The sequence below is a fragment of the Paraburkholderia sejongensis genome (assembly GCF_020880815.1).
Taxonomy (GTDB): Bacteria; Pseudomonadota; Gammaproteobacteria; order Burkholderiales; family Burkholderiaceae; genus Paraburkholderia; species Paraburkholderia sejongensis.
In genome coordinates this window covers 392,503-414,109 of record NZ_JAJITD010000003.1, presented here as the reverse complement: position 1 = coordinate 414,109, position 21,607 = coordinate 392,503, and the positions used below count along the sequence as shown (strand labels likewise).

General features: G+C 65.5%; 12 protein-coding genes. 6 read left to right on the top strand and 6 right to left on the bottom strand.

Annotated features, from left to right (window positions below):
- Window positions 1–2 precede the first annotated feature (2 nt).
- From LJ656_RS08020 to tssJ, 3 genes are all read right to left on the bottom strand, one after another.
- Window positions 3–1,283, bottom strand: coding sequence for a DotU family type VI secretion system protein (locus tag LJ656_RS08020; protein ID WP_230508732.1), 1,281 nt, complete (start codon window positions 1,281–1,283; stop codon window positions 3–5).
- A 50-nt stretch (window positions 1,284–1,333) separates the two neighbouring features.
- Window positions 1,334–2,665, bottom strand: coding sequence for a type VI secretion system baseplate subunit TssK (gene tssK, locus LJ656_RS08015; protein ID WP_230508731.1), 1,332 nt, complete (start codon window positions 2,663–2,665; stop codon window positions 1,334–1,336).
- Window positions 2,666–2,829: 164 nt separating this feature from the next.
- Window positions 2,830–3,408 carry a type VI secretion system lipoprotein TssJ gene (gene tssJ, locus LJ656_RS08010; RefSeq protein ID WP_230508730.1) on the bottom strand — a complete coding sequence of 193 codons (579 nt, stop codon included), beginning with the start codon at window positions 3,406–3,408 and terminating at the stop codon, window positions 2,830–2,832.
- Window positions 3,409–3,772: 364 nt separating this feature from the next.
- On the opposite strand from tssJ, the gene LJ656_RS08005 reads away from it, so the two are divergent.
- The 6 genes from LJ656_RS08005 to tssC all read left to right on the top strand — a co-directional run bounded on the left by LJ656_RS08005 (window position 3,773) and on the right by tssC (window position 16,377).
- Complete coding sequence (locus LJ656_RS08005) at window positions 3,773–5,872, top strand: CHAT domain-containing protein (RefSeq protein ID WP_230508729.1); 2,100 nt, start codon at window positions 3,773–3,775, stop codon at window positions 5,870–5,872.
- Between the two features lie 103 nt (window positions 5,873–5,975).
- Window positions 5,976–7,658: a ShlB/FhaC/HecB family hemolysin secretion/activation protein gene (locus LJ656_RS08000; RefSeq protein WP_230508728.1), complete on the top strand. Its 1,683-nt coding sequence runs from the start codon at window positions 5,976–5,978 to the stop codon at window positions 7,656–7,658.
- Window positions 7,633–13,149, top strand: coding sequence for a two-partner secretion domain-containing protein (locus tag LJ656_RS07995; protein ID WP_230508870.1), 5,517 nt, complete (start codon window positions 7,633–7,635; stop codon window positions 13,147–13,149). Before LJ656_RS08000 ends, LJ656_RS07995 begins: the two co-directional genes overlap by 26 nt.
- Before the next feature lie 15 nt (window positions 13,150–13,164).
- Window positions 13,165–14,223, top strand: coding sequence for a type VI secretion system protein TssA (gene tssA, locus LJ656_RS07990; protein ID WP_230508727.1), 1,059 nt, complete (start codon window positions 13,165–13,167; stop codon window positions 14,221–14,223).
- Window positions 14,224–14,319: 96 nt separating this feature from the next.
- Window positions 14,320–14,829 (top strand): type VI secretion system contractile sheath small subunit, encoded by a 510-nt coding sequence (tssB, locus tag LJ656_RS07985; protein WP_230508726.1) that lies wholly within the window; start codon window positions 14,320–14,322, stop codon window positions 14,827–14,829.
- Between the two features lie 42 nt (window positions 14,830–14,871).
- Window positions 14,872–16,377 (top strand): type VI secretion system contractile sheath large subunit, encoded by a 1,506-nt coding sequence (gene tssC / locus LJ656_RS07980; RefSeq protein ID WP_230508725.1) that lies wholly within the window; start codon window positions 14,872–14,874, stop codon window positions 16,375–16,377.
- An 86-nt stretch (window positions 16,378–16,463) separates the two neighbouring features.
- On the opposite strand, the gene LJ656_RS07975 is transcribed toward tssC, so the two are convergent.
- Genes LJ656_RS07975 through tssH form a run of 3 tightly spaced genes read right to left on the bottom strand, consistent with a single transcriptional unit; the run spans window position 16,464 to window position 21,565 of the window.
- Window positions 16,464–17,243, bottom strand: a complete 780-nt coding sequence (locus LJ656_RS07975; protein WP_230508724.1) for a PP2C family protein-serine/threonine phosphatase — start codon at window positions 17,241–17,243, stop codon at window positions 16,464–16,466.
- A 43-nt stretch (window positions 17,244–17,286) separates the two neighbouring features.
- Window positions 17,287–18,783 (bottom strand): type VI secretion system-associated FHA domain protein TagH, encoded by a 1,497-nt coding sequence (gene tagH, locus LJ656_RS07970; RefSeq protein ID WP_230508723.1) that lies wholly within the window; start codon window positions 18,781–18,783, stop codon window positions 17,287–17,289.
- Between the two features lie 25 nt (window positions 18,784–18,808).
- The gene (gene tssH, locus LJ656_RS07965; protein ID WP_230508722.1) at window positions 18,809–21,565 is read right to left on the bottom strand and encodes a type VI secretion system ATPase TssH; all 2,757 of its coding nucleotides are present in this window, start codon (window positions 21,563–21,565) and stop codon (window positions 18,809–18,811) included.
- Window positions 21,566–21,607: the final 42 nt, after the last annotated feature.

The following is a 21,607-nucleotide window of genomic DNA, read 5'->3' as shown; positions in this document are numbered from 1 at the left end:
GCTTATGCGCCAGGTCTCGCAAATAGCGTGACTTCCACGCGCCGGTTGAGCGCGCGGCCGGCCGGCGTGTCGTTCGGTGCGACCGGGTCGGCGTCGCCTTTGCCTTCGGCTTTCAGCCGGGCAGGCGCGACGCTCGCCGCGAGCAGGTCGCGCACCTTGGCGGCGCGGTCCTGCGACAGTTCCCAGTTCGATGGATAGCGCGCCGAACGGATCGGCTGATCGTCCGTGTGGCCAGTGACGAGCACGTTGCCGGGCACGGCGTTGAGCGCCGTCGCGATGCGCTGGATCAGCGGCTTCACACGATCGGAGACGGCCGCGCTGCCGGGCTTGAAAATGCCGTCGCCATGAATCGTGATGACCGAGCGATCGACCTGGTCGCTGACCGTCACGAGGCCGTCGCGGATTTCCGGCGCGAGGAACTCCGCCAGCCTTGGCCTCGCGGCCGGCGTAATGACGATGGGGCGGGTCGCACCAGCCCGGATCGATGCGATCGTATCGAACGCGGGGTCCGACAGACGCCCGAGGCTGAAGCTCATCGCGAGGTACGCGACGGCGAGCACCAGCAGCGCGAAGGCGCCGACGACCCAGACAGGCAGCATCTCGGTGACCCGTTTGCGCGTTGCCGCGACGCCGCGCCAATGTGGCGAAAGGGCGCGCTCCGGATCGCCGCGCTCCTTGCGGACCAACTCGTAGAGGCGTTCGCGCACCGCGTCGAGTGTCTGGCGGCCTTCGCCCGAAATGCGATAGCGGCCCTCGAAGCCGAGCGCCAGCACGACGCTCATCAGTTCGAGCAGTTGCAGGTATTGCGCGGGCTGATGGGCGAGCCGCGCGAGCAACTGGAACACCTTCTCGCCACCCCACGTTTCATTGTGAAACGTCACCAGAAGACTCTGGCGCGCCCATACGCCCGCGCCCCATGGTGTGCCCGATGCCGCCTCGTCGAGCATCGTGCAGAGGATGTAGCGCGCCGCCGTGACATGCTCCGTCACGACACCGCTTGCCCGAGCCTGCGCCTCGAAGCGGCGGATGCCGCGCGCGAGCGCGTCGCGCAGCGCGGTGGAGTCGGCGCACGACGTCATCGCGCGAATCTGTCCGGCCACGCGCAGCAGTGGCGCGCACGCGGCGATCAGCGGATTCGCCGAGCCGCCTTGCACGGACGCCGCGAACACGGCGTCGAGCGTGGGTGCCGCGCCGCCGCTGCCGGAGGCGTCGCCCGCCACGCCAGGCAATTCCATGCCGGTGCCGTCGTGACGGCGTCGCGCGCCCGGGTTCGGCTTGATCATGGTCTGATCGGACTCAAAGCCTGCAAACGGATCGTCGCTCGTCATGGCGGTCACTGGCGAATCGCCCAGAATTCCAGTTCGATCCCGGGAAACTCGCCGGCGATATACATCGCCAGGTTGCCCGTCTGTTCGAGTTCCTTCCACAGATCGCCGCCGCGATCGAGCTCGAAATAGCTGAAGCCCGCGTGAAACGGAATTTGCCGTGGCGCCACCGGCATCGCGCGTAGACCGATGCCCGGCATCGCCAGATTGACGAGGTCGCGAAGACGGTCGGCGGGCGCGAGCTTGGCCTGGGTCGGGAAGCGCACGCGCAGCGTTTCTCCTGGCATCTGCGCATTGACCGCGAGCACGAAGCCGGCTTTCTTGACGAGTTCGAGGTCGTTGATGGTCGCTACGCGCACCCCCGACTTGTGCTGCTGCAACTCGATCGCGACGGCGTCCGGTTCGGGCACCTGCGAAAGAAGCTGCCGCAATTCCCGCATCACCGGCTCGAACGAGGCTTCGAGATCGTCATGGCGATACGGCGGGAAAGCGAGCGCGCGGCGGCGTTCGTCGAAGGTCGCGAGGTCGCCCGCGAGCGCGAGACAGAGCTGATAGACCCGCTCCGGGTGCAGCAGCGGAACGTTCAGCAGGTGTGCGAATTGCGGTTCGAAGCGGTTCAGGGTTTGCAGCAGCAAAAAACCGGCGACCTCGGCGACGCCGCCGCGTCCCGGCTTCGACAGACGCGCGGCGAGCCGCTCGGCATGCTGATGCACGAGGCCGGTGAGTTCCTGCACGTAGCCAAGCAGGCGCGGTTGCGCGAGCGCATGGAGCATCGGCGGAATGTAGCGGGCGTCGAGCAGCACGTGATTATCCGCGCGCCGTTCGGCAACGCGCGCGATACCGATCGTGGCGTACGCATCGGTGGCTTCGTGCGCGAGCATGAGACGCAGATTCGGCATGCCGACGCGCATCTCGGCGACGCGGTCGGTGCTCGTGGTGGTGTCGACCGCGGTGGTATCGGCGGCCACATAGCGCAGGCCGTCGGCGGGACCGCCTTCCACGTCGACTTCCTTCGCGCCGTTGCGCGCGAGCGGCAACGCGAGCAGCACCACTTCGTCGCGCGTGCCGGCTGGGATGTCGAGCGACGTCGGCGCGGGCGCTTCGTCGGGAAACGAGAACGACGTGCCGTCGGGCAGCACGCCGAACGCCGATGTCAACGCAATTTTGCCAAGACCTAGCGCGACCTCGTCGAGCGCGTACGCGACCCAGCCCCACGACCACGCTTCGGTTGCCCGGCCATGTGAGCGGACCAGATGTTCGACGAAGCGGTCGTGCTGCTGAAAATGCTGGGGTTCGAGGAACAACCCCTCGGACCAGATCATGCGTTGGTGCCAGGTCATAGTGGTTCGTAGTGGCAGGCGACACCTCGCACGGCGCGCCCATCCTTAAGAACGATTGATCCGCACGAAATTTGCAAGCGCACCTGCTGCGCGGTCCGCCAGCCGCCGAGATGGATAGCGCGCGATGGCGCCACTCGATGGTGCTCGATCGTGCCCGATGGTGCTTAAGGCGGCCCGATCACGACGTCAGCGGCCCCGACCTTCACGGCGAGCGGCGTCGTCCGGTTCGGCGGCACCGCGGCAGTGGCGCGCCAACGCGAGCGTTCAATGTCGCGGTACGCCGCGACGACCCCGATGAATTTAGTGCCTGGCTGGACAGTCTGTTCGATGCTCCGGCTTTCGCCGGGGCGCAGCAGCAACTCGCTTTTGGCGTTCAGATCGGCGCCAAGCGTTGCCTGGTCCTTGCCGTACAGCGTGAAGAAATCGGCGCTGTCGAACGCGGCCGTCGATTTCAGCTCGTAGACCCGCACCAGAACCGGTGACGGACGTCCGCTACTGTCGGGATTCGCCGACGCGTGCACGGCGAGGCTGATCTTGACCACGGTGGGCGGGGGCGGCGGCGGGGACTTGCATGCGACGCTCAGCATCAGCATCAGCATGAGCATCAACATCAGCGCGAATCCGGGTGCGGGTACCGACGAACGTGCCAACCCCGGCGCAAAGACGTGCAATGCCCGCGCACGACGACCGGCGGTCGAATCAACACTTGGCATGGCGTTTTCCGTCCCGTTCAGATCCGCCACAACGCGCTCCATGTCGCACAAGCACTTCGCGGACCTCGAGCCTGTCAGACACGCAGGGGCACGACATTCGAGCAGTTCCTATACGTCGCGGCCGGTTTGCTAGGAGACGAATCGCTGGAAGGGATTTTTAAATTTGGTCAACTGATTCGTCTATCGGAACAGCAGCACGGTTGAATCCGGGCGGCTTGGAAATACGGTGTCTCGTGGCCGGGCTGCATGCACGTGTCTGACGGCTGTCGTTCCACTATTTCCGACGGAAATGCTCGTGAGTTCTTTCCAGCTTGTCCGGGCGGCTCGACGCTGTTCCCCTGCCGCCATCCCTCATTCATGCGCGTCGACGACGTGGTGCGCGATTGTCGCGAGTTTGCGGGCAATCGTCGGCGTGCTTGCCGCGCTCGCCATTGCCGCAGCCGCATGGGCCCAGGATGCGCCGCTCACGCCCGCCGCAAGACAGGCGCAAGCCCGGGCGCGCGACGCCGAAACGATTCAGTCACTATCGAAGGAAGGCCGCCTGCTGCTCGAGCGGGATCAGGTCAAGCTCGATGGCTACGCCTATTGCAGCATGGCGGTCGCGGCTGCTGAACGAGGTGAATTCAGGGCAAGCATCGAGGCCGCGTCACGCGCATTGCTGGTCGCGCAACGGACCGACAACACGGACCTACTCGCGCTGTCAAAGCGTGACCTTGCGATCGCCTACAGCTACGCGGGCGATCTCGACGATGCGCAACGCTACGCAAACGAAGCACTCGCGGCCGGCGTGAAAAATCCCGTGCAGGTGCTCGCGCCCGTGCACAAGGTGTTGGGCGACATCGCCGCGCGCAAGTCGGATTCCGCCACGGCGATCAGCGAATATCGCGCCGCGCTCGCCACGGCCTCGCCGCGATATCGCCCCCTCGTGCTGCTGTCGCTGACCAACGCGCAGATCGAAGCCGGCGACCCCGCTGCCGCGCGGGCCACCTTCGAGCAAGCGAACGAGGCGCGCGATTCCGTTCTTGCGCCGTTCTATCGGCGTATCGAAGGTAATCTTCTGCTCGCCGAGCGCGAGCCCCGGGAGGCGCTCGCCGCATTCGCAGCCGGTGTCACGAAGAGCGAAGGCGGCGACGCGAGCTATGAAAACCTCTGGGCGCACGAGGGCATGGGCCGCGCCTATCTCGCGCTCGGCGAGCGCGCGCAGGCACGCGCGGCCTGGATGCGGGCGCTCGACGACTCCGAGACGATCCGCGCGCGCTTTCGCAGCGACGAGTTCAAGACGGGACTGTTTGCCGATACGCAGACCGTGTTCGAGGAAACGATTGCCCTCGTGGTCGAAGACGGCGATTACGCGACTGCGTGGGCATTATCGGAACGCAGTCGCGCACGCGCGCTGCTCGACGTGGTGCGCAATCGTCTCGCTGTCGGCGTCGATGCGCAGCAGTTGAACGGCCGTGTGGTATTGCTCGACGAAGTGCGCGCGACGCTGCGCTCGGACGAGGCGATCGTCCAGTTCCACAGCCTGCCGCGCGAACTGATCGTATGGGTCGTGCGCGCTGACGGTCTGAAGGGCATGACGCTGCCGATCTCCCGCAAGGACATGACGCTGGCGGTCAGCGATTTGCGCAATGCGATCATTCGCGGACGTCCACAGGCGCTCACTTACGGAACACGGCTCGACGCGCTACTGATCGAGCCGCTCGGTTTGCGGCCCAACGAGCGGCTCATCATCGTGCCCAACGGTGCGCTGCACTACATGCCCTTTCAGGCGCTGCGCAACGACCACGGTTTCCTGATCGAACGGCATCCCATTGCGCTTGCGCCTTCCGCGAGCGTGGCCGTGCAACTCGTGCACCGGCAGCAAAGCGTGGCGAGCAATCTCGTCGCGTTCGGCAATCCGCGAATCGCACCTGAATTCGACCTGCCGGGCGCCGAGGCCGAAGTGCGTGGCATCGCACCGCTGTTCGGCAAGCAGGAGACGTTTCTGCGCAGCGAGGTGACCCGAACCGCTTTCGGCAACAACGCACCGACCGGCCGGGTCGTGCATGTCGCGACGCATGCGGAAGCCGACACCATCGATCCGCTGCATTCGCGCATTCTGCTCGCGCCCGCGTCACAACCCGCCGACGGTCCCGACTCGCTGCTCGCTGAGGATATCTATAACCTCAAGTTCGACGCCGTCGCACTGGTCACGCTGTCGGCTTGCGAGACGGCGCTCGGGCGCGTCGAACGCGGCGACGAAATCATGGGCTTCACGCGAGCGTTTTTTTATGCGGGCGCATCGGCGCTGATCGTGTCGATGTGGCCGGTATCGGACGAATCGACGGCGCTCACCATGCACACTTTCTATGCGTCGCTGACACGCGGGGACGAAGCGATCGACGCGATGCGCAAAGCGCAGCTTGCCGTGCTCGCCGACAAGAGGTTCTCGCACCCGTTTTACTGGGCTCCCTTCGACCTGATGGGTGGCTGGCGCCTCTCCGTCGCGCACTGAGAACGCTTCCGTGAACGAGCCCCAGCCCCTCAAGCCCCGATCGATCGGGCCTCTGCGCGTGGCGCGAGCTCGCATGCTGACGTGCGCTGCGCGATGTCTGCCGATGACACTGGCGACACTGACATGCGCGACAGGCACGGCGGCCTGGGCGCAACAGCCGCCCGGCGCCGGCACGCAACAGTTCCCGAATGCGGGAACACTGCTCAATCAGCAGGCGCGACCGGAACCGACCGCGCCGCCGACCGGCGCAGCGGGAGCCCTGCCGGCGCCGCCCGCCCCGCCGCCGCCGATTCCCGACGGCAAGACCTTCGAGCTACACAGCGTCCATCTGGTGGGCAACGATACGCTGTCATCCGACATCCTGTTGCCGCTCGTGAGCGGCAAGATCGGCCAGCAGGTTTCGCTCAATGACCTGAACGTGTTGGCGGCGCGTCTCGCGCAGTCCTATCACGACCGCGGATATGCGCTCGCGCAGGTCGTGATCGCGCCGCAGGACGTGACCAACGGCGACGTGACCTTCACCGTGCTCGAAGGCAGGATCGGCCGCGTGAACCTCGAGATGGCGCCGGGCACGCCGATCCGCGAGGATCTCGTGCGCGCGCGGCTCGCCGCGATCCAACCGGGCAAGCCGCTGCTTCAGCGCGACCTCGAACGTACGATGCTGCTGCTGTCGGACCTGCCCGGCGTGCATGTGAGTTCGTCGCTCGAAGCGGGCAGCGTGCCCGGCACCGTCGATCTGACCATCAACCTCTCGCCCGCAAGACGCTGGGAACTCGGTGTCGCGGCGGACAACTACGGCGCGCCGCCTGCCGGCACCGGACGCGTCGGTCTGGTCGGGCGGTTCGCGTCGCCGCTGATGCGCGGCGACAACCTCGACGCGAACCTGCTTGCCGCCCAACGCGGCGACACGTTATACGGCCGCATTGGCTATGACATGCCGATCGACAGCAACGGTACTCGCGCGGGCATCGCTTATTCGCATCTGTACTACTACCTCGGCCAGGAGTTCGCGGCGCTCAATGCGCAAGGCATTGCCGATGTCGTCACCGCGTCGATCTCGCATCCGTTGATCCGCTCGCGCAGCCAGAACCTGCTGCTGCGCGGTGCACTCGAATATCGTTCGCTCAACGACAAGATCGGCATCGCCAGCTTCGAGAATCCGCAGAAGCTTTCGGTCGCGAGTATCGGGCTGTCCTATGAAAGCCGTGATGCGTTTCTCGGTGGCGGCTTCAACAGCGCGGAAGTGGAACTCTCGGTTGCGCATCTGAATATCGATTCGGAGCTGGGCCGCGCGCTCGACGCAGGGCCGGGCGGGCGCAATGCGCAAGGCAACAGCGTGCGCATGACGATGCTCGCGAACCGGCTGAACGCGGTGACGGAGAAGTCGAGCGTGTTCATCGGCATTTCGGGACAGTGGGCTAACCAGAATCTCGACAGCTCGTCGCGCATCGCGCTCGGGGGGCCACATGCGGTGCGTGCTTACTCGCCGTCGGAAGCGGTCGTCGACGAGGCATTGATCGGCACGGTGTCGTATCGCTACGCCGTGATTCCGACGCTCACGCTGTCCGTGTTCTTCGATATCGGGGTTGGGCGCTACAACGCGCGCCCGATTCCGGGCCAGGGCGCCAATACCACGACGCGCAGCGGGCCGGGTCTCGGACTTTTCTGGGTCGGCCCCGCCGGCATCACGGTCGACGCGAGCCTCGCCTGGCGCACGACGCGACCCGACACGACGGGCAACGACAAGCTGCCGCGCCTCTATGTGCAGTTGTCGAAGGCGTTCTGAAGGAGCTGACATGAACGACACCTCCCGCGGCCCGGGCCGGCTTCGCCGCCGGGCCGAAGAACGCGCGCGTCGCAAAGAGGTGCGGCGGGCCCGGCGTGACGGGATCGCGGCGCGTGAGCCGTTCCTGCGGCCGCTTGTGCCACTGATGCCGCTGATGATCCTGCTGGTCGCGCCCGGGGCCAGTGCGTTTCCGGTGGGTGGCCAGGTCGTCAATGGCAGCGTCGCAATCGGCCCGTCGGCCAACAACACGCTGCCGATCACGCAGACGACGGGCCAGGCGATCGTCAACTGGCAAGCGTTTTCTATCGGCGGCAACGAGACGGTCAGTATCAAGCAGCCGAACGCAAGTGCGGTGATGCTCAATCGGGTGATAGGCAACAATCCGAGCGAGATCGCGGGTCATCTGAACGCCACCGGCAAAGTGTTTCTCATTAATCCGGCGGGCATATTGTTCGCGCCAGGGGCGTCGGTCAATGTGGGGTCGTTGGTGGCTTCCACGCTCGGCATGTCAGATAAGGACTTTCTCGCGGGTAACTATCATTTCGTCACGGTGGCGGGGCAAGCGGGCGGCAGTGTCGTCAATCAAGGCTCGATTCAGGCGGCCGATGGCGGAACGGTGGCGATGCTCGGCGCGCGGGTCAGCAACAGCGGCACGGTCAGCGCGAAACTCGGCACGGTCGCGCTGGGCGCCGGCGGCGATATCACGCTCGATTTCGCCGGCGATGGCCTCACGATGCTGAAGATCAACAGCCCGGCGGCGCAGGCGCTGCTCGACAACTCGGGCACGCTCGCCGCCGACGGCGGCCAGGTCCTGATGTCGGTTCAAAGCGCGGACGCGCTCGCTGGCACCGTGCTCAATCAGGAAGGGGTCGTGCGCGCGCAGAGTGTTGCGCAGCGCAATGGGCGCATCGTGCTGGACGGCGGGCCCAATGGCGTCACCCAGGTAGCGGGCGTTCTGGATGCGACGGGAGGCGCGGGGCTCACCGGCGGCCAGATCGACGCGACCGGGCAATACGTCGCGTTGCCGGCGAACGCGACTTTGGACGCGAGCGGCGCCGCGGGCGGCGGCAGAGTGCGCGTCGGCGGTGGCGCGGGTGGCGGGGACCTGGACATTCGCAATGCCCAGGCAATCTGGATGGACCCGACCGCGCAAATGCGCGCCGATGCCCTCCAGGGAGGGGCGGGAGGGCAACTCATCGCATATGGCGCCGAGACTGCGCGGCTTTACGGCACGCTGTCGGCTAAAGGCGGCCCGCAGGGCGGCAACGGCGGGGCGATCGAAACATCGGGACACTACCTTGATACAGCGGGAGCGCAGATCGACGCGTCGGCGCCGATGGGCGTGGCCGGCACGTGGCTACTCGATCCGTTTGACGTGACGATTGGACTTGAGACCACTGGGGGAGCGCTGAGCGGCGGCAGGTTCACTCCCACGTCGGAAGGCGCGACGGTTGCCAACGGCCAGATCGTTGCCGCGCTCAACCAGGGGACCAGGGTCATCGTCACGACGCAGTCGTCCGATCCGAGCGCGACCGATGCCGGCAACATCACCGTCAGCGCACCGATCACGAAGACGACGGGGGGCGCCGCATCGCTGACGCTGGACGCCAGCGGGTCGATTATCATCACGCGCACAGCCAACGGGCCGAACCCGTCGATCACCGCCGAGCCGGGAGACGGCACCACGCCGGGTCCGCTAGACATCGTCTTGCTTGCGAACGGCGCTCAGACGACGAACGGCAGCGCGGCGATCAGGGTGACTGGCGTGGGCGCTGCCGCTGCCGCGTTGCCGGTGAATCTCTGGACGAACGGCGGCAACCTGACGATCGGCGTGCCGGCGGTGACTGGACAGATTAGTCCCAGCGTGGCGCTAACCGACGTCAACCTCGACACGCGTGTCCGTTCAGCGGCGGACGTAGGCGACCCGACTCAGCGGAGCGGCAACCTCGTGATCCACGGCGCGTCGCCGAACGGTACGGCGGTATCCATCAGTGGTTCGATCCTGAACACGACGACGGGGCTGATCGACATCGAGGGCACGGGACCGACGCTAAGCACCGCTGCGCCCGCGCAAGGCGTTGCCATCTCCAGCACGGCCGCCGTCAGGACGACCATCGCGTCGACGACGGGCAACATTCAGATTTTCGGCAGCGGTCACGTGGACCCCGGCGTCCAGATCACGGGGAACAACATTGAACTGCCGACAACGATCAGCACCGGCAGCGGCTCGATCGATTTGCGTGGTGTAAACGACGGACTGCCGAGCACGACCTCGAATATCGACACCTTTTTCCCCGCTGTGTCGCTGGCCGAAACCAATCTGACGGCAACCGGTACGACGCAGATTTCGGTCAGCGGCTCCACATCGTCCGCTGCAAGCGGGATGGGTTTCACGAATGCCAACGTATCGACCGGCACGGGGGGAACGATCGTGCTTCGCGCGTCGAACAATGGAACGGCCACGCCGTTCAGCATCGACGGCACGTCGTCGCTGCTTGCGCCAAACGGTTCACTCGTGCTGGTTCCTGGCAGCGTGAATCCGGTTACGTTCGCTCTCATCGCAAACGACGGCACCGCCATCAGCGTGTTCAGTTCAGGCGCCGGATTCAGCATCCCGCAGTCATTGTTCGATGCCGTTTCCCCGCGAATCGCAAACATCATCGTGGGTTCGTCGACGCAAACCGGTTCGATCACGGTGAACGCGGGCTGTCAGCCCGCAGACGCCACCTGTGCGCCGGGCGCCGCCACGTTCGCATCGAACCTGACGCTCGACAACGCGGGGGCGGGCAGTCAGGGTATCGCGATGCCGGTGGGTGTTTCCGTTGGCGCGCAAACGCTGATGCTATCTTCAGCCGGCGCGGTGACGGGCGGCCCAGTCACCGCCAACAGCCTGGCTCTCAACGGTCCCGGCAGTTTCACGCTCACCAATGCGGCGAATCAGGTGGGCGTGCTTTCCATGGTCGGCACGGGCAAAGTGAACCTGGTGAGTGCGGGGTCGCTAGAGATCGGCGGGACCACCTCGAGCAGGTTCGACAGCGCGTCGAACAGCGTCGTACAGACTTTCACCAGCCAGGAGACGCCGACCGCCGATGTGACCATTACGACAACGGGCACAGCAAGATCCGCAGGTAACATCGATGTCTTCAGTCCGATCCTGAAGAACGACGGGGGCGACGCAACGCTCTCGTTGACCTCGGCCAACTCCATCTTCTTCGCTCCGGCGAGCGCGAAGTCGAGTTCGGGCGCGTTGAATATCACGCTCGACGCGCCGCTATCCATCTCCATCGGCGGTGTCGACAGCAGTTCAGGAGACCGCGTCCAGATCTGGACCAACGGCGGCAACTTCATCGCTGGCACACGGGCTGGCGGTACGACCGGCTTTGACGGCGCAGCGGTCCAACTCGCGCTGGCGGACCTGGATACGCGCGTCGGCGTGACGAGCGGCGCAGCTGGGGTGAACAGCGGTTTTGTCACGATTCATGGAGTCAACAATACGCCGGCCGAGGGCAATGCGGCTGTCAGTGTGGATAGTGCAACGATCAGAACGTCGACGGGCGCAATCGAACTGCAAGGGCAGAGCACCGGACCGGAGCTTGGCTACGGCGTGCTGTTGACGAACGATGTGCCACGGTTCTTCGGTACGCCGGTGGCTTCGATGCTGACGAGCACAAGCGGCAACATCTCTGTCGCGGGTTCCGGGTTCGGCGCGGGCTTCGACGGCGTCGCGTTGTTCGAGGGGTCATCGATCACGACGACGGGAGGCGGGCGCATCGACATGCGCGGCAGCTTCTCCGGGATCGGTCAGGGGAACGCCACCGCAAGCGGGTCGGACAGTTACGGCGTACTGCTCGCGAACGGTTCGATCGCCGCGACGGCGGCCAACAGCACGATCTCCGTTACTGGTTCGACCGTGACGTCCGATGCGGGCATCGGTATCGGCGCGGTTCCCGTACCGCCGGATTCCGCAATCGTGACGGGCCCCGTGACGATCAGCACAGGTCCACAGGGCGTCATCATCCTGCGGTCGGCTAACGACGGCACGGCAACCAGCCTGCTCGGCCGCAGCGCCGCTGGCTCCATTTCAACTCCGGGCGGCGTGCTGATCGCAGCGCCGGCTTCCGTCGATCCCTCGACCTTTGCGGTAACCCCGCAAAACGGCGTGCCGATCACGCTGTTCGCACCCACCGCCGCGGGGCTCGATATCGACCCGGCGACCTATACGACGATCGCGCCGACGCTGAACACGCTCGTGCTCGGCTCGACTACGCAAACCGGTCGCATCACGGTCGAGGGTACCTGTGCCGGCAATGCCGCCACGTGTGCGCAGCCACAACGCCCAACGGTCCTCAGCAACCTGACGCTCGCGAATCCGGCGACGGGCAGCCAGGGCGTCGCACTGCCGTTCGGTGTCTCGATGCCGGGACACACGTTGGCGATCTCGTCGGCCGGCCCCGTGACTGACCCGAACGGCATCGACGCAGCTGGCCTGCTGCTGGCCGGCAATACGAGCTACACGCTGACCGATCCGGGCAACAACGTGGGCAGACTCGCGATAGTCGGTGCACAGGACGTGACCTTCTCGAATCCCGGCAGCTTCGACATCGGCCCATTGATCGCGCAAACCTACGATTCGGCGACCGGAAAAGTGACGACCATCGACGGCACGAACTCGTCGCTGAGCGGCAGTCTCCAGGCGGAATCGACAAACGGCGGGATAGCGCTCGGCATTCCGGGTACGCCAACGAGCGTCAATGCGGGCCGCACGATCGACCTCGTGATGGAAAACGGCGAGTTCGACAACGCCGGCGGCGGCAAACTTGCCGCGGGCAACGCCTGGCATATCTGGGAAGCAAGCTGGCAGGGCGAGACGCGCGGCGGGCTCGATCCGGGTGGCACACAGCCGAATTTCTATGGCTGCGTCTTTCCCGGCACTTGCAACTGGGGCGGCAGCGTAACGCTCGGCAGCAATCATTTCGTTTATGCCGCGCAGCCGACGCTGACGGTCACCATCAACAGCACTAGCCGCCTGTTTGGCGCCGCCAATCCCGCCTTCACGTTTACCGTGACGGGCCTGATCAACGGCGACACCGCAAGCGGGGCCGTCGCGGCCGGCCCGTTCAGCACGCCGGCCAACGCGAACTCGCCGGCAGGTCAATATCCTGTCACCGGCACGTTCACTTCGCTGGTCGGCTACAAGCTGACGGAAGTGCCCGGCACGCTGACGGTCGAACCGATTCCACTCAATAACGGTCGGGTCTTCGATCGCACCGGCTTGCAACCGCTCTTTACCGCGCAGGAGCAGAGTTTCGTCTATGAAAGCAATCTGGGCGGCATCCACGTTTGTGTCGGGTCCAACCAACCGATTCTGGCCCTCCAGCAGCCCGAAGGCGCCGCCGACAAGCTCGCGGTCGAATGGAAGCGGGTGCGCTCGCGGCCGAATCTGAACAGTTGCGTCATCGTCAACGGCCAGCATGGCTGCGACGAATTCTAGCGGCGGAGACGGTCGATGCTCGACGTGGAACATTTGCTCGCCGAAACCGCAACGATGCCCCCGTGCGGCGTCGATCTGGAATACGACGCCGAATTCCTCGAACTCGATGCCCTCGCGAGCGACAAGCCGAAGCGGCAGTTCCAGGAGACGGACGAGGAACCGCCGTGGCGCGACATCATGGAGCGCGCCGCCGCGCTGCTCGACCGGTCGAAGGATCTGCGCGTCGCGCTCATCTACACGCGGGCCGCCTCGCGGGTGGCCGGACTCGGCGGCTTTCACGCGGGGCTGCGCGTGCTCCTCGGCATGCACGAACGCTACTGGGAGAACCTGTATCCGGCGCTCGACGCGGAAGATGCCGACAGCCCCGCCGCCCTGCGTGCGACCGCGCTCACGGCGCTGGGAGATCCCTTTACGCCTTTCAACGATCACTCGACGCTGCTGCACGATCTGCGCGTCGCCGAAGTCTGCCAGGTACCGGGCGACCGGCTCACCGTACGCGACATTTTGATCGCGGCGGGCAAGCTGGACGCACCCGAAGGTGAGTCGAAGCTGACGCTTCAGACTGTGCAGGGTGTGCTGGCCAAGGCGGTCAAGGACGATCCGGTGGCGCTGGCGGACGCACTGGCCTTACCGGAGACCGTCGAAAAACTGGCCAACCGGATGAGCGCATGCTTCGGCGCGGAGGACGCGCCGAGCATCACCATGATGATGGGTGCAGCCCAGAACCTCGCGACCGTGTGCCGTTCCGTGGCGGTGGAGCATGCCGCGGCGGCGCAACCCGACGAGTTCCCGCAGCCCGCTGCCGCCCTTGCCACGGCCGGCGCAGCGGTGGCAAGGCTGGGGCAGCCACCGGCCACCCAGGGCCCGGCCCGGCTTGCGACTCGCGCGGACGCCATCGCGATGCTCGACGCCGTCTGCGCCTTTCTCGAACGCACCGAGCCGACCAATCCGGCGCCGCTGCTGATCCGCCGTGCGCGAGCGCTGATGGAGATGGATTTCATCGCGATCATGCAGGATCTTGCGCCGGACAGCCTTGCGCAGATCCAGCAGATTCTCGGCAAGGAGGCCAAATGATGGGCGCTCAATCAGGTCCGTGCAGCGTGGTTTTTCAATCAATCGCCGCCCGATCGTCTTAGAAAGAGGTGAGTGTCGAAAACGCAGGGAGGGCTTATGGCAACGAGCAGTCAGAAGTTCATCGGCCGCAACCGGGCGCCGCGCGTACAGATCGAGTACGACGTCGAGACTTACGGCAGCGAACGCAAGATCCAGCTGCCGTTCGTGATGGCCGTGCTGGCCGATCTGTCCGGCAAACCCGCCGAGCCGTTGCCGCCGGTCGGCGAGCGAAAATTCCAGGAAATCGACATCGACAATTTCGACAGCCGGATGAAGGCGATGAACCCGCGCGTCGCTTTCCAGGTGCCGAACACGTTGACCGGCGAGGGCAATCTCAGCGTCGACATCACCTTCGAGAACATGGACGATTTCTCGCCGGGCGCCGTCGCCAGAAAGGTCGACGCGCTGAAAAAGCTGCTCGAAGCGCGTACGCAGCTCGCCAATCTCGTCACCTATATGGACGGCAAGACCGGAGCGGAAGAGCTGATCGCGCGCGTGCTCGAAGACCCGGCACTGCTCCAGACGCTCGCTAGCACGCCGCAAAAGCCGGCGACGGCGGCCGAATGAGCCCCGGTTGCGCCGGCGGCGTCCCACTAAAGGGAAACGACCATGTCTGACATTCCGAAGTCCACTGAAACGCCGGCTGAACAGCAGGGCGCGGCACTCGAAGGCATCGATCTCGCTGCACTTCTGAACAAGGAGTTTCGTCCGAAGAGCGATGAGGCGATGAACGCCGTGCAGACCGCCGTGCAGACGCTTGCACAGCAGGCGCTCTCGAAAACCCAGCTCATTTCCGGCGATGCGATCCGCACGATCCAGAGCCTGATTGCGGAAATCGACGCGAAGCTCACTGGACAGGTCAACGAGATCCTGCATCATCCCGACTTCCAGAAACTCGAAGGCTCATGGCGCGGTTTGCACTACCTGATCAACAACACCGAGACGGACGAGATGCTCAAGATCCGCGTGATGAATATCTCGAAAAAGGATCTAGGCAAGACGCTCAAGCGTTTCAAGGGTGTCGCGTGGGACCAGAGTCCGCTCTTCAAGCGCGTATACGAAGAGGAATATGGCCAGTTCGGTGGTGAACCGATCGGCGTGATGGTCGGTGACTTTTACTTCAACCAGAGTCCACCGGATGTCGAACTGCTCGGTGAAATGTCCAAGATCGCCGCGGCGGCGCACGCGCCGTTCATTGCCGCAGCCGACCCGAGCCTTCTGCAGATGGACTCGTGGCAGGAACTGGCCAATCCGCGTGATCTGACCAAGATCTTCGGTACACCGGAATATGCGAGCTGGCGTTCGCTGCGTGAATCGGAAGACGCGCGCTACCTTGGCCTGGCGATGCCGCGCTTTCTCGCGCGGGTGCCCTATGGCGCGCGCACCGCGCCAGTGGATGAATTCGACTTCGAGGAAGAGACCGGCCTGGCCGATCACAGCAAGTATGCGTGGGCCAATTCGGCGTATGCGATGGCGGTCAACATCAACCGCTCGTTCAAACTCTACGGCTGGTGCTCGCGGATTCGCGGGGTGGAGTCGGGCGGCTCCGTCGAGGGGTTGCCGGTGCATACGTTTCCGACCGACGACGGCGGCGTCGACATGAAATGCCCGACCGAGATTGCGATTTCCGATCGTCGCGAGGCCGAGCTTGCGAAGAACGGCTTCATGCCGCTGATTCACCGCAAGAATTCGGACTTCGCTGCCTTTATCGGCGCGCAATCGCTGCAAAAGCCGTTCATCTACGAAGACCCCGACGCCACGGCAAACGCGGCGCTCGCCGCACGACTACCGTATCTATTCGCGTGCAACCGTTTTGCGCACTACCTGAAGTGCATCGTCCGCGACAAGATCGGGACGTTCAAGGAACGCGACGACATGGAGAACTGGCTGAACCGATGGATCACGCAATACGTTGATGGCGATCCCGCCAACTCGTCAGAGATCACCAAGTCGCAGAAGCCACTCGCGGCGGCGGAAGTCAAGGTGCAGGAGGTCGAGGGGGCGCCGGGCTATTACACGTCGACTTTTTATCTGCGTCCGCACTATCAGCTCGAAGGGCTGACGGTATCGCTGCGGCTCGTGTCGCGATTGCCGTCGGCGAAGGCGGCTGCCTGAGGCGGCTGCCTGAGGCGGCCACCTGAGGCGGCCACCTGAGGCGGCCACGCCGGTTGCGTCAACGCCCGCGGTCCGGCGCCGGCGCGCTAGCGCATGTGCAGGACCGTCGTCTGTTGCGGGTCGCCGAGCCACACCGCCGTCGCGGTGAAGTTGTCCTGTCCTGACCGGGCGTTGTCCCTGACCTGTGCAGCGAGCCGTTCGAGCCATGCCGACGGCGACGCCGCGCGACCGATCGCGTCGATCATCGTGGCCTCGTCCACGGACTCCCAGAAGCCGTCCGTGCAAAGAAGGAACGCATCGCCATCGGCGAGCGGGAAAGGTTCGCCCGACATCGCGATCGGAAATTCATCGGCCGTGCCGAGCGCTGAGAACAGCACGTTGCGGCGCGGGTGGTGGCGCACGTCCTGGTTTTCCAGCAGATTCGCGTTGAGCATGCTTTGCACCAGACTATGGTCCTGCGTCTGGACCACGGCCGCGCCGTTGCGAAAGCAATAGAGACGGGTGTCGCCGCAATGTGCCCAGGCGGCGGATTGCGAGAGTTCGTCGATGGCGAGCAGCACCGCGGTCGAACGCATGTGTTCGAGCGCGCCGCCGGTTTCCTGCGCGTCGATGATGGCGTCGTTCGCGCGCAACAGGATCCGCATCAGGTTCGGCGCGCCCAGCGCGATATTCGCGGCGGCCACCCGTTCGAGTTCGGCACAGACCGTGTCGACGACGATGCGCGACGCCGTATCGCCGCCACCATGCCCGCCTGCGCCATCGGCCACCACGCAGCCGAACAGGTGGCCGCGCCGCCATTCACCGTAGGCGTCCTCGTTGCGGCTTCGACCGCCCACATCGCTCACGCTTGCGCTTTGCAGTTGCACGATGTCCTCCGGCGGACGCAGTGTTTCTGGATACGAATCGGGTTCAGCGCTTGCGCTGGTTCAGGCGGTCGATCTGCGCCTCGTAGGCCGCCACGAAGGCCTTGCCGAAAAGCGTGTGGAAGTCGTCGGCGGCTTCGTGCGAAAGCTGGTTGTACAGCTCGTTGAACAGATCCCAGCAGCGTGCGCGACGGTTCAGTTGCGGCAGCAGCGTGTCGAGCAGCGAGTGCTGCGTGAGGCGCGTTTCGATTTTCGCGGGCTCGAAGCGCTCGAACACGCCTTCGAGTGCGGCGCGCATGCCCGCGACAAAGCCGACCTGATGCGCGCGCAGGTCGTCGTAGGCGTCCGACAAGGCCTCGGTGCCCGGCATGAAGCCCCGGGACGGTGGATTCAGCAGATGGGCGAGCGCGGTTTCAACATCCGGCGAGAACTTGAGCGGGTTGTTGCCGGTCGCGACGATCAGCGTCGCGTCGGTGCGCATCTCGCGCTTCGTCGTCGCGCGTGCGCTCAGCAGGTCGAGCGTGCCTTGCGTCGCCTCGCGCAGCAGCGCGCCGACCAGTTGCATGACGGCCGGCGTGAGCGCGTCGAGGCGCACGCCTGGCGCATCGAGTCCGCGCAGGAAGGCGTCGAGGAGCGCGCGCTCGTCGGCCGGACGTGGCGAGGATGGCGCGACGCTCGCGGGCGGCGCGCACGGCGGCGGGCACGGCTCTTCCCGCCGTGCTTCCTGCGGCTGCGCACGCATGCGCGGCAACGGAAACGCGCTGTGCAGTTCCGAGCCCTGATCGGGCTGCGTGGGCGGCGGCGCAACAGGTCGCGCCGGCGAGGTCAGGCTCGCGAACGGATCGCTCGACTGAGCGGTGTTCGGCGCGCTGAGCGGATCGTCGATCGGTGACTCGCCGAAGGGCTGCGAGCGTCGCGAATCGGCACGTTCTCCAGTTGGCAGATCGGCTGCGGGACCCAGGTCGAACAGTTCATCGATCGAGCGGTTCGCAGCGGGATCGTCGAGGCCCAGATCGAAGTCGTCGGGCAAGCCGGAGCGCGTCTCGCGGGGCTGGACGGACGGCTCGCTGCGCGTGCCCGCCGGACGCAGCAGGTCGTCCAGGCCGTCCGATTGGTGCTCGCCGCGCGCGGACGGCGACGGCGCGCCGAAGATGTCCGCGAAAGGATCGTTACCGGGATCCGCCGGCATGGTGGGCGTGGTGGGCAGGGTGGTGACGGTCGGCGGATCATCGTCTTTGACCGCGCAGCGCAACTTATAGCCGCCGATCTGCACTTCGTCGCCTTCCCTGACGATGATTTCCTGACCGGGCTCCAGCGACAAGCCGTTGACGAGCGCCGGATTGCTGCCACGGTCGATCAGTCGATAAAGTCCGTCACGCCAGACGATCTGCGCATGCACGCGCGATACCGTGCGCTCCGGGTCTTCGAGCACGAGGCGGTTCGAGTCCGCCCGGCCGATCGTGCCGCCCGACGTATCGAAAGTGGCGCTGGGAGGTTGCGCACGCGGCTGGCCGTTGAAGGTGATCACGGTGAGCGTCAGCATCGGATGACTCCCGTACGGCTCCATTTCAGTCGAACTGGTAGTGAAAGTCGCCGGCCGTGGTCGACAAACGGATGCGCGCGAGTGTCCGGCCCTCGGTCAGCCTCGTCAGATATTCCGTCGAGATGCGCGGCAGCACCGTGTTGGTGAGCAGCGCGTCGATCACGCGGCCGCCCGATTCGGCTTCGGTGCAGCGCGACACAATGAGTTTGACCGCATCGTCGTCGAACTCGAACGGCACGCCGTGATTCTCGGCGATGCGGCGGCGAATGCGCTCCAGTTGCAGGCGCACGATGTTCGCCATCATCGTGTCGGACAGCGGGTAATAGGGCACGGTAACGACGCGGCCAAGAAGCGCGGCCGGGAACACCTCGAGCAGCGGCTCGCGCAAGGCGGCGGCGAGCGCCGCGGGCGCGGGAGGGCTCGCCGGGTCGCGGCACATGCGCATGATGACTTCCGAGCCCACATTCGACGTGAGCAGGATGATCGTGTTCTTGAAGTCGATATAGCGGCCTTCGCCGTCCTCCATCCAGCCTTTGTCGAACACCTGAAAGAAGATCTCGTGCACGTCGGGATGGGCCTTTTCGACCTCGTCGAGCAAGACGACGCTATACGGACGGCGCCGCACAGCCTCGGTCAGCACACCGCCTTCTCCATAACCGACATAGCCCGGCGGCGCGCCTTTGAGGGTCGAGACGGTATGCGCCTCCTGAAACTCGCTCATGTTGATCGTGATGACGTTTTGCTCGCCGCCGTAAAGCGCCTCGGCGAGCGCGAGCGCAGTCTCGGTTTTGCCCACGCCCGATGTGCCGCACAACATGAAGACGCCGATCGGCTTGTCCGGATTGTCGAGGCGCGCACGCGAAGTCTGGATCCGCTTAGCGATCATGTCGAGCGCGTGGCGCTGGCCGATCACGCGCCGATCGAGCGTGTCGGCGAGATTCAGGATCGCCGCCATTTCGTTCCTCACCATGCGGCCGACGGGAATGCCGGTCCAGTCGGCGACCACCGAAGCGACGACCGCGGCATCGACGCTCGGCATGATCAGCGGGACTTCTCCCTGCAGATCGGCGAGACGGGTTTGCAGTTCGCCGAGTCGGGCAAGCAGTGCTGCGCGGTCGTTGCCTTGCCGGGAGACGGCTTCGGTGCTGGCTTCGGTCGTTCCAGTGGTGTGCGCGGTGCTGCTGCTCTCGCTGCGCGCGTCGTTCGCGCCGACGACAGTCGCGGCCGGGTCGACCGGCTCGCCGCTCGCGCGCAACGCGGCGCGCACGGAGAGCAACTCGTCGACCACTGCCTTTTCGTCGTTCCAGCGTGCTTCCAGTCCTGCGAGCGCCTGATGCTCGCGCGCGAGACTGTCGGCGACTTCCGTCGCTCGCGAGCCGCTATCGATGCCCATGCTCGCTTCGCGTGCGACGATGGCCGCTTCGATGTCGAGCGCGTCGATCCGGCGGCGGCAGTCGTCGAGTTGCGGCGGCGTGGCGTGCTGGCTGACCGCGACGCGTGCGCAAGCGGTATCCAGCAGACTGACGGCCTTGTCCGGCAGTTGCCGCGCGGGAATGTAGCGATGCGAGAGCCGTACCGCCGCTTCGATGGCTTCGTCGAGCAACAGCACCCGGTGGTGCGATTCCAGCGCGGACGCGACGCCGCGCAGCATGCGCACGGCCTTCGCCTCGTCGGGTTCGTGCACTTGCACGACCTGAAAGCGCCGTGTGAGCGCGGGGTCTTTCTCGATGTATTTCTTGTACTCGGCCCAGGTCGTTGCGCCGATGGTGCGCAGGTCGCCGCGTGCCAGCGCCGGCTTGAGCAGATTGGCCGCGTCGCCGGTGCCCGCTGCCCCGCCTGCGCCGATCAGCGTGTGAATCTCGTCGATGAACAGGATGATCGGTGACGCACTGGCCTGCACTTCTTCGACGACCTGCCGCAGTCGCTGTTCGAACTCGCCCTTCATGCTCGCGCCGGCCTGCAACAGGCCGAGATCGAGCGACCATAGCGTGACGCCGCGCAGCAAGGGCGGGACGTCGCCGCGCACGAGACGCTGGGCGAAGCCTTCAACCACCGCCGTCTTGCCGACGCCTGCCTCGCCGGTCAGCAGCGGGTTGTTTTGCCGTCGTCGCATCAGGATATCGATGATCTGGCGGATCTCCCCATCGCGTCCGCTGACCGGATCGAGCTTGCCGTCGCGCGCACGATCGGTGAGATCCGTCGCGTACTTCCTGAGCGCCTCCTGCCTGCCCAGCGCCGCGGGCGCCGGTGCTTGCGCGCTGCCGGACGGCGGGCCGTCGTCGGCGCTGGTCCGGTCTGGTGCGTTTTCCGCGGAGGACGCGAGGATGCTCGCGAAGTTGTCCGAAAGATCGTCGAGCTTGATGCGCTCGAACTGCGGTGAGATGGCGAGAAGGATGTTGCGCAGCCGGGGCGTCTTGAGGATGCCGACCATCAGGTGGCCCGTGCGCACCTGCGTCGCGCCGAACAGCAGCGTGCCGTAGACCCAGCCGCGTTCGATCGCGTCCGTAATGTGCTCGGAGATGTCGGAGATCGAGGTCGCGCCGCGCGGCAGACGATCGATCGATGCGGTCATGTCGCGGGCCAGCACGGCGGTATCGATGTGGTAGTGAGCAATCAGCCGTTGCAGATCGGAGCCGGGCGTCTCTACGATCTGCATCAGCCAGTGCTCCAGTTCAACGTAAGGATTGCCGCGCATTTTGCACAGCACCGTGGCGCTTTCAGCGGACTTGTACCCGAGCGGGTCGAGCTTGCCGAACAAGGCGACACGACTGATTTCCGCCATCGTGAAAGCTCCTTTGAGCAGGAGACGAGCGCTGCCGTGGCA

What these genes read in the sequence shown, in the direction of transcription:
- LJ656_RS08020 (WP_230508732.1), bottom strand. Translation starts at nt 1,283, where the DNA reads ATGATCAAGCCGAACCCGGGCGCGCGACGCCGTCACGACGGCACCGGC.
- tssK (WP_230508731.1), bottom strand. Translation starts at nt 2,665, where the DNA reads ATGACCTGGCACCAACGCATGATCTGGTCCGAGGGGTTGTTCCTCGAA.
- LJ656_RS08000 (WP_230508728.1), top strand. Translation starts at nt 5,976, where the DNA reads ATGACACTGGCGACACTGACATGCGCGACAGGCACGGCGGCCTGGGCG.
- LJ656_RS07995 (WP_230508870.1), top strand. Translation starts at nt 7,633, where the DNA reads ATGTGCAGTTGTCGAAGGCGTTCTGAAGGAGCTGACATGAACGACACC.
- tssA (WP_230508727.1), top strand. Translation starts at nt 13,165, where the DNA reads ATGCTCGACGTGGAACATTTGCTCGCCGAAACCGCAACGATGCCCCCG.
- tssB (WP_230508726.1), top strand. Translation starts at nt 14,320, where the DNA reads ATGGCAACGAGCAGTCAGAAGTTCATCGGCCGCAACCGGGCGCCGCGC.
- tssC (WP_230508725.1), top strand. Translation starts at nt 14,872, where the DNA reads ATGTCTGACATTCCGAAGTCCACTGAAACGCCGGCTGAACAGCAGGGC.
- tagH (WP_230508723.1), bottom strand. Translation starts at nt 18,783, where the DNA reads ATGCTGACGCTCACCGTGATCACCTTCAACGGCCAGCCGCGTGCGCAA.
- tssH (WP_230508722.1), bottom strand. Translation starts at nt 21,565, where the DNA reads ATGGCGGAAATCAGTCGTGTCGCCTTGTTCGGCAAGCTCGACCCGCTC.